12 protein-coding genes are annotated in these 12,230 nt (G+C 34.9%); 10 read left to right on the top strand and 2 right to left on the bottom strand.

The features are described 5' to 3' along the window. Window positions 1-7 precede the first annotated feature (7 nt). Complete coding sequence (locus ACZ47Z_RS09185) at window positions 8-946, bottom strand: tyrosine-type recombinase/integrase (RefSeq protein ID WP_117568956.1); 939 nt, start codon at window positions 944-946, stop codon at window positions 8-10. A 205-nt stretch (window positions 947-1,151) separates the two neighbouring features. Beyond that, window positions 1,152-2,300 (bottom strand): tyrosine-type recombinase/integrase, encoded by a 1,149-nt coding sequence (locus tag ACZ47Z_RS09180; protein WP_215640887.1) that lies wholly within the window; start codon window positions 2,298-2,300, stop codon window positions 1,152-1,154. A 265-nt stretch (window positions 2,301-2,565) separates the two neighbouring features. Between ACZ47Z_RS09180 and ACZ47Z_RS09175 the strand changes: the two genes are divergently transcribed. From ACZ47Z_RS09175 to ACZ47Z_RS09130, 10 genes are all read left to right on the top strand, one after another. Then, a complete protein-coding gene (locus tag ACZ47Z_RS09175) occupies window positions 2,566-3,144 on the top strand; it encodes a hypothetical protein (protein WP_118113654.1) in 579 nt (192 codons plus the stop codon). Window positions 3,145-3,342: 198 nt separating this feature from the next. Beyond that, window positions 3,343-3,867, top strand: coding sequence for an antiterminator LoaP (gene loaP / locus ACZ47Z_RS09170; protein WP_118109602.1), 525 nt, complete (start codon window positions 3,343-3,345; stop codon window positions 3,865-3,867). A gap of 40 nt (window positions 3,868-3,907) precedes the next feature. Continuing rightward, window positions 3,908-4,681 (top strand): WecB/TagA/CpsF family glycosyltransferase, encoded by a 774-nt coding sequence (locus tag ACZ47Z_RS09165; RefSeq protein ID WP_054754024.1) that lies wholly within the window; start codon window positions 3,908-3,910, stop codon window positions 4,679-4,681. Window positions 4,682-4,683: 2 nt separating this feature from the next. Beyond that, window positions 4,684-5,790 carry a polysaccharide pyruvyl transferase family protein gene (locus ACZ47Z_RS09160; RefSeq protein ID WP_464525498.1) on the top strand — a complete coding sequence of 369 codons (1,107 nt, stop codon included), beginning with the start codon at window positions 4,684-4,686 and terminating at the stop codon, window positions 5,788-5,790. After that, on the top strand, window positions 5,787-6,788 hold the full coding sequence (locus tag ACZ47Z_RS09155) for a Coenzyme F420 hydrogenase/dehydrogenase, beta subunit C-terminal domain (protein ID WP_464525497.1): 1,002 nt from the start codon (window positions 5,787-5,789) through the stop codon (window positions 6,786-6,788). Before ACZ47Z_RS09160 ends, ACZ47Z_RS09155 begins: the two co-directional genes overlap by 4 nt. A 30-nt stretch (window positions 6,789-6,818) precedes the next feature. Then, entirely contained in the window at window positions 6,819-8,000 is a 1,182-nt protein-coding gene (locus ACZ47Z_RS09150; RefSeq protein WP_464525496.1) for a glycosyltransferase family 4 protein, read from the top strand. Further along, entirely contained in the window at window positions 7,997-8,728 is a 732-nt protein-coding gene (locus ACZ47Z_RS09145; protein ID WP_054754038.1) for an acyltransferase, read from the top strand. Before ACZ47Z_RS09150 ends, ACZ47Z_RS09145 begins: the two co-directional genes overlap by 4 nt. A gap of 17 nt (window positions 8,729-8,745) precedes the next feature. Continuing rightward, window positions 8,746-9,894, top strand: a complete 1,149-nt coding sequence (locus ACZ47Z_RS09140; protein ID WP_464525495.1) for a glycosyltransferase family 4 protein — start codon at window positions 8,746-8,748, stop codon at window positions 9,892-9,894. A 17-nt stretch (window positions 9,895-9,911) separates the two neighbouring features. Next, window positions 9,912-10,973 carry a glycosyltransferase family protein gene (locus tag ACZ47Z_RS09135; RefSeq protein WP_054754043.1) on the top strand — a complete coding sequence of 354 codons (1,062 nt, stop codon included), beginning with the start codon at window positions 9,912-9,914 and terminating at the stop codon, window positions 10,971-10,973. 3 nt (window positions 10,974-10,976) lie between these two features. Beyond that, on the top strand, window positions 10,977-12,224 hold the full coding sequence (locus ACZ47Z_RS09130) for a glycosyltransferase family 4 protein (protein WP_464525494.1): 1,248 nt from the start codon (window positions 10,977-10,979) through the stop codon (window positions 12,222-12,224). Window positions 12,225-12,230 lie beyond the last annotated feature (6 nt).

Here is a 12,230-nt window from a genome sequence, read left to right as displayed (position 1 = left end):
CTATCACTTATTTAGCATACATTTCAGGAAAAGAAAAATTCTGCCTTGGATGTTTTGTAGTAAGGATGTCTTTTTGTTTAGAAAGTGTAACATGTGTATAAATTTCAGTCACTGTAATAGAACTGTGTCCAAGCATTTCCTGAATATATCGGATATCAACATCAGCTTCTAACAGGCTTGTAGCAAAGGTGTGTCGGAACATATGTGGTGTTATATGTAATTCAATTGCTGCGAGTGAGCAGTATTTATTAATCATTCGCCTAACCGCTTGATCGGAGAGTGATGTTGCATTTTGGTTTGTAAAAAAATAACCGCAATCTTGTATTTCTGAAACATATTTATTTTCATAGCTTTTAAGTAGGCTAATAACATCTTCATTTCCAATCTGAATTATGCGTTCTTTGGCACCTTTGCCATATATTCGAATTACTGCATCATGCATATCAACATCAGAACTTTTTAAATTACATAGCTCAGAAATTCTCATACCGGTAGAGAATAATGTTTCTAAAACAGCAATATCTAGGAGTGTACGTTTTTTTCGGTAATCAGTATGGGAAAGGGAGTATTCTTTATACACTGTTGATAATAGATTTTCAACCGTATGTAAAGGAATTGTCTTAGGGAGAAGCAATGGTTCTCTAAATTTAGTTTTAATTCTATTGAAAGGGTTTATCTCTATAATACTTTTGTATTCTAAATAGTGAAAAAAGGCTTTTAACGAGGCTAATTTCCTTTTTACTGTTTTAGGTTTGAAATTTTGATGTAAATATCCGATGAAGTTTTCAATATCGGCTGCAGATAAAGTGTGTATATCTGTATTGTTGCAAAAGGATGTAAACTGTTTTAAATCAATTCGATATGCTTTAATTGTCTTATAGTCTAGTCTTTTCTGTGATTTACAGTATTCAAGGTATTTTTCAGTAATGGTAATAAGTGTATTCATGTATAAGTATCTCCTTTTTGTTGTATGTTCTAAATGCAGTTGGATGTTCAATTATAAATGAATGATATTATATTTTTCCACGACAAATAAGCAGATTTTCATCTGCTTCAAAAAATGTTATATTAGAAAAAATTCGTAGAGTATACAACTCTACGAAAAAATGAAATTAAGTTGAATTTATGGGGTTTTTAAAAGATATGACCAATTATTTGACGGTAAATACAGCGTTTAGCTTATCCATGTTTTGATGTTTCTGCTCCATAGAAGGATGCACATACCGGTTTAGAGTTGTGTTAATATTGGAATGTCCTAAAATCTCACTTAACGTCTTCATATCGAATCCAAGTTCTACGCAACGGGTTGCAAAAGTATGTCGCAGACAGTGAAAATGAAGTGGTTCGATCTGACATTTTTTCAGAGTTTTTTTGAAATAATATTCGATCGACCGCGGTTCGCGAAAATTCATCTTCTTTCCGGTGAGGATATATGCTTCGAGATCTATCTTGTGAGATTGGACGTATTGCTGCAAGATCTCAAACAGGAAATCGGGAATCGGAATATTACGGATGGAGCTTTCTGTTTTTGGTGGAGTGATAATGATTTTTGTATTATGTTCCGAATCATCTGTGTGGTCCTTAACTCTGTGTAAAGTCTTAGATATCTCCAGATATTGTTCCTGAAAATGAATATCCTTCCACTGCATTGCGCAAAGTTCCCCAAGACGTACTCCTGTATATAGTGCAATCAGTGTCCCGATGTTTTTATGTGTCGGATTCCCCAATAAGTAGTCCTGCAAGGTCTGCTGTTCCTTTAAAGAGAGAATCCGAAGCGGTTTTCTGACAGGCTTAACAGGACAAAGTTCCGGGTTACAAAGAGACAGTTCCCCTTCCTTTTCAGCAGTCTTTAAAATTAATTTGACAACAGAACGGATATCGGTAACTGTTTTCGGAGCCAATCCAGAACCATCACTTTTCCCTGAAACCAACAACCTGTTCAGAAATACTTCACAATCTTTATTGCTGAACGTATAGACAAGACGATCACCAATCATAGGACTGATATAGTGGCTGAAAAGATAATGGTATCTTACATAAGTAGATTCCTTGCTGGAAGGCTTCAGTCGCTCCAGCCAGAGCAGTCCATAAAAGGAAATGTTTTTCTTCATACGGACACTTTGAAAAAGACGTGGATCCATTTTTCGCTTTGCATCATTTTGCTTTTTCTTAACAGTTAAATAATCTGCTGCATAGATAGAACGGTATCTGGGACTCCCATCTTCTTTGAATGCATAAATGTATCTGGCTTCCCAGCGTCCGTCCTTCCTTTTGTAAATATTTTCTCCTTTTCGTGGCATGTGTTTCTCCTCCATTTTGACCATTTTTTTGACGGTAAATAAGTCAATAATCACAAAAAAATAAGCAGTGTTGTGTAATGAAAATGATTTTTGCGTATTTTTGATAAAAATACACAAATTTCGACATTTCTTCCTTGACTTGAACGTATAATGAGAGTAAGATATCAATGATTAAAGTCTTTTTAAACCGTAAATTAACTATAAAGGAATTCGTAGAGTTGTATACTCTACGAAATTTAAAAGCAGAATAAGGACAGGAATGAGTATGGGAAGAAGACCCAGAGATCTAAGCGGACAGAAGTTTGGACTACTTACAGCAGTATATCCGACAGAACGCAGAGATCATAGAGGTTCTGTGTATTGGCATTGTGTCTGTGAATGTGGTAATGAGATTGATGTAGCTGCCGGTGCATTACTGGATGGCAATAACAGAAGCTGTGGATGTCTGAAAGACAAGAACCAGAAGCAGATTGCACAGAGAAGACATCTTGTCGATGGAACCTGTGTGGAAGTTCTGGAGAAGAGAAAGAAGCGAAGAGACAACGAAAGTGGTTTCCGAGGTGTCTTTTATCTGAAGAACAGCAACCGTTACCGTGTGGATATCGGATTCAAAGGGAAGCGGTATTACGTCGGACTCTTTGAAGATTATGACGAAGCAGTTCAGGCGCGTCTGGAAGCAGAAAATCTGATCCATAACAGTTTCATTAATATATGGAAGGAATGGAATCAGAAAGATCAGGAAGATCCCCAGTGGGGAAAGGAGCATCCGCTCGTATTCAATGTTCGGAAAGTGAACGGAGAATTACAGGTAGAAGCAGGATGTCAGGAAATTAAGACTAGTTGAGATGGACAGAAATGATTCCCTGCAGTTTATCGGAATCAGGTGAGCGGCAGGCAGGATTATACAGGAAGAAATCGTCGCATCGCCGCGTTTCCAGTGTATATGGTCATAGGGAAAGAAGAGAGTCACAGAGAAAGAAATGATATGTTCAATGAATTCCCTGTGATATGGCGAAGCACGCTTAAAAGCAGGGAAAGTTGAGTGAATAAAGTTATGTGGTATGCAGTATGGGTACGAAGTGGACAGGAAGACAGAGTTCTGGAGTTATGTAAGACATTCCGTCATTATTATCCGGACGCATACGAGGAATGCTTTATTCCGACGTATGAAAAATATAGAAAAGTAAAAGGCCAGCCGACAAAACAGCTGGCTCATTTATTGCCCGGATACCTCTTCTTTGTCAGTGACCATCCGCAGGAACTCCAGAAACTTTTGAAAAGAATTCCGGAGTTCGCAAAAACACTAGGTGATGATGACGGAGCAATTCCGTTGTATCAGGAGGAAGTAGAATTCCTTCAGAGATATACGGGTGAAGAACGGATTCTGAAGATGTCCGAAGGATATCTGGTTGGATCTGAGCTGGTTGTAACAGACGGACCTCTGAAAGATTATCAGGGGAAAGTCATGAAGATCGACCGGCATAAACGGACAGCTGTGCTGGAACTGGAGTTTCTGGGAAGGAAGACGAAAGTTACGGTGGGGCTGGAAGTTGTGAGAAAAGTATAAAAGAAGTTTGATTGAAAATGTTTATGGAGACAAGATAGAAATGAGAAGTACCTATCAGAGAAAAGTGGACAAGAAGCAGATACCTACCTGCAATATTATGGGCGTTAATATAGCAGCTATCAATATGGAATGGTTGTTGGAGTATCTGGATAAGAATCTGGATGATATAAAAGGAGATTACATCTGCGTGTCGAATGTACACACGACAGTAACAAGTTATGAACATCCATCCTATTGTTCCATTCAAAACGGAGGACTTATGGCAATTCCAGATGGAGGACCACTTTCTTCTGTAGGTCGAAAACGTGGATATCAAAACATGGAACGTACGACGGGGCCAAGTCTGATGGGAGAGATATTCAAAATCTCAGCGGAGAAAGGATACCGTCATTATTTTTACGGAAGTACAGAGGAAACCCTGGAACTTTTTTATAAAAAGTTGAATGAAAATTATCCGGGAATTCAGATTGCAGGAATGTACAGCCCTCCATTTCGTCCAATGACAGAAGAGGAAGACAAGGCAGTTGTAGAGAGAATTAATGAAGTGAAGCCAGATTTCGTATGGGTTGGTCTTGGCGCTCCGAAACAGGAAAAATGGATGGCGGAACATCATGGAAAAGTAAATGGGTTGATGATAGGTGTCGGAGCTGGATTTGACTATTATGCAGAGAATATTAAGCGTGCTCCGATGTGGATGCAGAAACATAACCTGGAATGGGTATATCGCTTAGTACAAGATCCGAAGAGACTGTTTAAGAGATATTGGAGCACTAATACAAAGTTTATTTGGAATGCAATGATTAGAAGGAAATAAGTATGGAAAAGAAATTAACCAGTGTTGGAATCATTACAATGCATAAATCTGATAACTATGGTGCAGTCTTACAATCTTATGCGTTAGTAAAAGCAATTGAAAAAGTTGGAGCAAAGGCGGAAATTATAAATTATATTCCTGAGCGATTTAAAACATCTGTACAGTTTTTTTATGTTCATCCGCGTAGATATAATAGTACTTTAAAAAAATATATTATTATGGCGGCATCGCTTCCTATTAGAGCCTTGATTTATTATAGATATAACACATTTTTGAAAGAATATCTGCCAGTTGGTAAGAATGTTTATTATTCAGAAGAAGACTTAGAAACAAAGATTCCTAAATATGATGTGTATATGTCAGGAAGCGATCAGGTGTGGAATCCAGAATTTGAAGGTCGCATTGATTCCGCATTTTTTTTGAAGTTCGCACCGGATACAGTGCGAAAGGTTGCGTATGCATCAAGTTTTGGAAAGGGTAGTTTATCAGATATAGAGGCAGCAGAGGTAAAAAAGTTACTTAGTCGATATGATTATATATCAGTGAGAGAGAAGTCTGGAAAAGAAATTATTACAAATTTAGGGCTTGATGCTGAGTATTTACTTGATCCTACTTTTTTACTCGACGGGAATGAGTGGAGAACTTTTTCCAATAAACGTTTGGTTAAAGAGAAGTATGTGTTGGTATATCAGCTTAATCCAAATCCTAAATTGCTGGAAATTGCAAATCGAATAGCTAAAGAACATAACCTTAAAGTAGTGAAGTTTAGCCGTGATGTTGTGAAAAAAGCAGGAGTAGATATTAATATGGCATTCCAGCGTCCAGAGTATTTTGTTTCAATGATTGCAAATGCCGATTATATTGTTACAGATTCTTTCCACGGAACAGCGTTTTCTATTAATCTACACAAAAAATTTACGGTTGTAATGCCTCCAAAATATTCAGATAGATTAAATAGTATCTTGACAAAGCTAGAATTGGAAAGCCGCCTTGCAGATGAAATGTATGATATAGAGCCAGACTATACCGCAGTCGAGCAGATACTTAAGGCTGAAAGAAAGAAATCTATCATGTTTTTAGAAAAATGTATAAGTGGGGATAAGGAATGAAGGGATATTTGTTTTGCAACACTCCAGAGATTATAAAAGAATCTTCTTCTGGTGGAGCTTTTTCAGCTATTGTTACTGCGGTATCAAAGAAAGAAAATCAAGATGTGATTGTATATGGTGCCGCATTTGATGAACATTTAAATTTAGTTCATCAAAGATATGAGGCTAAAGAGGACTATAGTTCTTTACGAGGATCAAAATATGTATTTAGTGAATATAACAAGTCGTTAATGCAAGTTAAAGAAGACTTAATAAAGGGTGCATATGTAATATTTACGGGAACTCCGTGTCAAGTGTATGCATTAAAGTCGTTTTTAGACAGAGAGAATTTTAATACAAACAATCTATTAACAATTGATTTGATTTGTCATGGATCACCAGAGAAAAGTTTGTGGCGGCAGTATAAAGAATGGTTAGAAAAACGACATGAAAAAAAAATCAAAAGTTTTTCATTTAGATATAAGGGTATGCGTTGGCACGGATATTCGCTAATGGCTGAATTTGAAGATGGAGAAAGAATAGTTAACTCGCACGATTTACAGGTCTATATGGATTTATACTTTACCCATCAAATAATGAGACGAAGCTGCTATCAATGTAAATTTTCATCAACAGATAGACCTGGAGATATTACGCTAGGTGATTTTTGGGGTGCAGAAGACATTTTTTCGGGAATTATTACTCAAAAACAAAAAGAAGCTGGTGTAAGTTTAATTACAGTAAACTCTGATAAGGGAAAGGGTATCATTGAATTGTTAACAAATATGTCTGTTGAGTTCAATTGGATTCTTCATAAATGTATTGATGATTCTTTTATTAAGTATCAAACAGGTCTAAATTCTCCAACTGTAAAGCCGAACGATAATGAGGCTTTTAGAGAATATATGAGTAAATACGGATTTGATGCAATTCTTAGTAAGTATGCTGGTTTTAATTTAAAAGGTCGCATTAGATATTATATTAAGTATTTAGCAAACTATATTGGCTTAATTAAGTAAAAGAGAAGATATTAGAACGGAGGGAGTGCTTTGAATATACTGATTGTACACAACTATTATCAAGTCCCAGGAGGAGAAGATACAGTTGTAAATAATGAAAAGCATCTTCTAGAAGCGAATGGGCATAACGTAGTACTATATACAAGAAACAATTCGGAAATAAAGAATATTTCAAAGTTAAAGAAAATACTATTGCCTTTTTCTGCGCTTTTTTCTATGCGAACATATTTTGAAGTTCGTCAGATAATCAAAGAAAATAATATAGATGTTGTTCATGTGCATAATACATTAACTCTTGTTAGTCCGTCAGTATATTATTCTGCACTTTCGTGCAAGGTTCCTGTTGTGCAAACAATACATAATTTTAGACTTATGTGTCCGGGGGCAACTTTATATCGAAATGGACATATATGTGAAGATTGTGTAAAAAAAAATATATTTTGTTCAATTCAACACGGATGTTATAGAAATAGCAGAGCTCAAACGTTGTTTTGTGCAGTAAATACAATTGTTCATAGGATGACGAGGGTATATGGAAAATTAAATTATATATGTCTTACAGAGTTTAATAAAAATAAGCTGTTAGAAATAAATCAAATTAAACCAGAAAAGGTATTTGTTAAACCTAATTTCGTTTTGAATTTAGATGTTCCATTATGCGATAGGAAAAGGGAAAATCAAATTGTATTCGTGGGGCGGTTAGATAAGTTAAAAGGAATAGATTTCCTAATGGAAGCCTGGTTGGAATTTGAAAGAAGATATGGTGATAGTATTCCTGAGTTACACATATACGGATCCGGTCCCATGCAGGAATGGTGCTCAAAGTTTATTGCAGAGCATGATTGCACTAAGATTGTGATGAAAGGTTTTGTAGCTAATACAGAAGTTAGAAAAATTATTGCCAAATCAAAAGCTCTCGTTTTACCAACCCAGTGGTATGAAGGTTTTCCCATGACAATAGTTGAGGCATATAGTGTAGGTACGCCTGTAGTTGGTACAGCGATGGGTAATGTGGGAAGTCTAATTGAAAACGGTGTGACTGGATATACATTTATATTGAATAATGTTGAGTCATTGATTAAGAGTATTCTTAAAATAGATTCAATTGATAATCTTGAAGTAAAAAATATGTTTGAGAGAATGTATTCTCAGAACATAAATTATCAAAGACTTATAGAAATTTATTCAAAAGTAGTGGGAAGGAATATATGATGGATTATTCTTCATATGAGAAACCAGAGGAATACTGGGAAAAAAAGTCTAAGAAGACAAAATTAGTCTTGATAGTGCAGGTGTTATTGGGAATTCCTAAGAGTATCCTATTTAATTTGCATTATTTTGGTCTTAAAGGTATAAAACTACCAGTTTTAGTTAGTTCTAAAACAAAGATGAGAAAAATGAAGGGTTCTATTTTAATAAATGCTCCTTATAAAACAGGAATGATAAAATTAGGGTTTCAAGCACCAGAAATGTATGACAACTCTAAATTATCGTTTGTTTGGATTAACGATGGATTAGTTGAATTTGAAAATACAGCAAGCATTAGAAATGGATCAGTAATAAGAAATTATGGACATCTGATTATGGGTAATAAATTTCATATCTCTGCACCATCTAGGATAATTTGTTATAAGCATATACGATTTGGCAGTAATGTATTGATTGGATGGGACTGTGAATTTGCAGATGGAGATGCACATAAAATTTACGATAGTACTGATTTCGATAAGAAGGAAAGAAAAAATGTAAATAAACCTATTATTATTGGCGATAGAGTTTGGTTTTCAGCACATGTAAAAACACTTAAAGGCGTTATAGTGGGAAATGATACTGTTATAGCGGAAGGTACTGTGTTATCAAAATCATTTAAGGAAAATAATATTGTTGTTGGTGGAAATCCTCCTAAAATATTGAAGAAAGATATTGTATGGGAAATCTAAGTGAAAAGGGGATTGTTATGATAAAAGTCGTATATGTCGTGCCAATTATTGCTCCATACGCAATTCCTAGATATCAGGAATTAGCAAAAAATAAAGATATTGAAGTGCATGTAATTGCAGAAAGAGATACCAATGCGGAAAGAGCGGGCTGGCACTTTCAAAATATAGAAGGTGTAAAAACTTATCTTCTTCAAGGAAAAATCACAAAAAGTTTTGAAATAAAAAATAGAAAAGATGGCTATAAGATGCAAAAATCTAGAGTTTTTTCTACCGAATTGAGAAAGAAGATTAAGGAAATTGAACCTGATGTTGTATTAGCATGTAATTCTACGCAACTTATGTTACTTCTTGGACAGAAAAGAACATACAAATTGGGTGTCGTCGTAGAAGATACCTTAAGGGCTGCTGAAGGTCGATCAACCGTTGATGCTTTTATTAAAAAAATGATGCTAAAGACAGCAGATTTTTACTTGCCATTTAGTGATGATGCAGTTGCTTTCTTAGAAGCAAATGGCATAAAGGGTCCTTTTATTAGAAGTACTTGGAGTATGGATGTGGATTTCTTTAGAGATTTATCACAAGCAGAGATTGAGAAAAAGAAGATCGAGTATGGCATGATAAAAAAATGTAATTATGTTTTGGTGGCCGGTTTAATTCCAAGAAAAGGAATCTTGCAGTTTTTGGAAGCATGGAAGGAAATGAAAATAGAATTTCAACGTGATTCGGATTTATTTATTCTCGGAGACGGTATTCTAAAAAATGATATTTGCAGATATACTATTGAGAATGGGTTAAAGAATGTGAAATTGGTTGGAAATAAGTCATACGAAGAGGTATCACATTATTTGCAGTGTGGTGATGTTTTTGTTCTTCCTACTTTAGAGGATTTGTGTAGCTTATCAGTGTTAGAAGCTATGGCGGCAAAGAAACCTGTATTAACGACGGTTTATAACGGAGCACGACAATTTGTAGAAGAGGGTAGAAATGGATATATATTTGACACATTGAACAAACCGGAAGTAATTAAAGTTTTGGAAACAATGTATCAAACAGATTTAGAATCAATGTCCGCAGCATCTGAAGAAATAGTTGAAAATTATTCAACTAAAAAAGTTATGGAAAATTTAGCTCAGGAATTATTAAAAATGTGTTCTGCTGAACAGTGATTGTTAAGGAGTGGTCAATGAAAAATTTATATATTGCTGATATAAAAAGCGCAAATAGTAAGGGAAAATCCGTGGGTCATTATTTTTCTGTTGCGGAAAATTATACCAGACTTTTTAAGGAATATGCAGATGTGTTTGTTGCTGGTGGACCCGTTTATAAAGATAGATTTGCCAATTATTATGCACTTCCGTACGATTCCATTTCTTCTAAAGGAAAATATCGAAACAAAATAGCTACATTTATTAACGCTTGTTTTGTTTTGAAAAAAATTAAAAATAGTGTCATCGTATTTCAGTGTAGTGCAGTCAGCACTGTTTGTTTGGCATTGGCTTTAATTAAACCTAAAAGTGAGGTTTATCTGATTCAATATGATACATATATGCTTGCATCTAGAATGAAAAAACTAATTTTCAATTTAGCAAGGAAAAGAATTAAAGGTATTATTTGCCCTGGAAGCGAAATTGGTGAAGCTTTACAAGTTAGGCAATGTGTAGTGCCAGATTACATTTATTGTGAAAATAATAAATGTAATGAACAGTTTGAAAAAAAGTATGACTTTGGCGTGTTTGGCATTCTTGCATATGGTAAAGGTATATATGAAGCAGCAGAAGCATTAGCTAAGACCAATTTTCAGGTTAAAATAGCAGGGAAGGTTGCAAATTTAGCCGAAGATCAAGAGATGATTGTAAAGTTAAAAAGACTATGTGCGGAACACAATAATATTGATTTAGAAATTGGTTATCTGTCGGATAAAGCATATGATACCTATATTAGAGAAACGAAATTTATAGTTTTGAATTATTCTGATTCATATGCTCTTAGAAGTAGCGGTGTGATTTTAGATGCTATATATAGGAAAACTCCGGTGATTGTAAGGAAGAGAAAATATGCAGAGTTTGTGAAAACTCATAATATTGGGTTTGTTTATGATGATATTAGTGACTTTGATTTTTCTGCTAGTTTAGAAAGAAATCAATATCAAATATTTATTGATAGTATTGATAAGTATTTACAAGAGCAAGAAATGCATAGAAAGAGACTTGTGAATTTTGTACTTAGTACTGAATTAGAGGAGTAGGCTATGAAAATATTATGGTTAGGAGGAATTGCTCTTCCTAGGATTGCAAAAAAGGAAGGCCTCCCACTTAATAACATGAATGGTTGGCTGATAAAAACATCTGAAAATATGCCAAAGGGGACGTCTTTGGTGTATGTGTTTGATTCTGATCGAGAAATTAAGGGAAGCACTGAATTCTATAATTACTATGGTATTATGTGTGATAAGACATCGGTGGAGCGATTTGGTGATAGTTATATAATACCGGCAATGAAAATATTAAAAAAAGAGAATCCTGATATTGTGCATATTTGGGGAACAGAAGGTTCGCATAGTCTGGCAATGGTTGAAGCATGTGAAAGAGTGGGCATTATTGACAGAGTTGTAATCTCTATTCAAGGTTTAGTGTCTGAATATTATTATCATTATACAGCATATTTGCCACATAAAATTGTTACACGATACACATTAAGAGATTTGTTCAAAGGCAATCTTCAAAAAGGAAAAGATGTATTTTATAAGCGAGGAGTCCTTGAAAAAGAGGCGATTCGCCGTGTAAAACATGTTATAGGAAGAACCGACTGGGATAGAGGGTGTGCCTGGGACATTAATCCTAATGTGACATATCATTTTAATAATGAGACACTGAGAGATGAATTTTACGAGGGAGAATGGAACTATTCTGATTGCGAAAAACATTCTATTTTTTGCAGCCAAGGACATTATCCTATTAAAGGTATTCATTTAGTAATTGAAGCCCTCAATCGAATCGTAAAAGAATACCCAGATGCGCACTTATATATTGGTGGAAAAGATTATTTAAGTTTGCCTTTTTATAAACAGAGCAGTTACGGAAAATATTTAGTATCCCTGATTAAACAATACGGTTTGGAGAAAAATGTTAGTTTTACTGGCTTTTTAAATGCAGAGCAAATGAAAAACAGATATTTGAAAAGCAATGTTTTTATTTCTGCATCTTCTATAGAAAACTCGCCAAATTCTTTAGGAGAAGCGATGCTTCTGGGGGTTCCATGTATATCATCTCAGGTTGGCGGTGTTCATAATATGATGACTCATGCGATTGAAGGTTATACATATCCAGCTGATGAGATATATATGTTAGCATATTATGTGAATTGCATTTTTTCAGATAGTGAAAAAGCAATCCAAATGGCACAGAAGGCAAGAGAGCATGCGAAAATCACACATTGTCCAGAAACGAATATGAAACAGTTGCTAAAAATTTATCAGGAAATGGTTGGAAAGGAATAATCTAAT

It is taken from the genome of Mediterraneibacter faecis (assembly GCF_055383675.1).
Note: the sequence above shows the minus strand (reverse complement) of the source record. Positions and strands in the feature narration are given on the sequence as shown.

Bases quoted from the DNA above. Each gene is read 5' to 3' on its own strand.
- ACZ47Z_RS09140 (WP_464525495.1), top strand. From the start codon at position 8,746: ATGATAAAAGTCGTATATGTCGTGCCAATTATTGCTCCATACGCAATT.
- ACZ47Z_RS09135 (WP_054754043.1), top strand. From the start codon at position 9,912: ATGAAAAATTTATATATTGCTGATATAAAAAGCGCAAATAGTAAGGGA.
- ACZ47Z_RS09175 (WP_118113654.1), top strand. From the start codon at position 2,566: ATGGGAAGAAGACCCAGAGATCTAAGCGGACAGAAGTTTGGACTACTT.
- ACZ47Z_RS09145 (WP_054754038.1), top strand. From the start codon at position 7,997: ATGATGGATTATTCTTCATATGAGAAACCAGAGGAATACTGGGAAAAA.
- ACZ47Z_RS09155 (WP_464525497.1), top strand. From the start codon at position 5,787: ATGAAGGGATATTTGTTTTGCAACACTCCAGAGATTATAAAAGAATCT.
- ACZ47Z_RS09130 (WP_464525494.1), top strand. From the start codon at position 10,977: ATGAAAATATTATGGTTAGGAGGAATTGCTCTTCCTAGGATTGCAAAA.
- ACZ47Z_RS09185 (WP_117568956.1), bottom strand. From the start codon at position 946: ATGAATACACTTATTACCATTACTGAAAAATACCTTGAATACTGTAAA.
- ACZ47Z_RS09180 (WP_215640887.1), bottom strand. From the start codon at position 2,300: ATGCCACGAAAAGGAGAAAATATTTACAAAAGGAAGGACGGACGCTGG.
- ACZ47Z_RS09165 (WP_054754024.1), top strand. From the start codon at position 3,908: ATGAGAAGTACCTATCAGAGAAAAGTGGACAAGAAGCAGATACCTACC.
- ACZ47Z_RS09160 (WP_464525498.1), top strand. From the start codon at position 4,684: ATGGAAAAGAAATTAACCAGTGTTGGAATCATTACAATGCATAAATCT.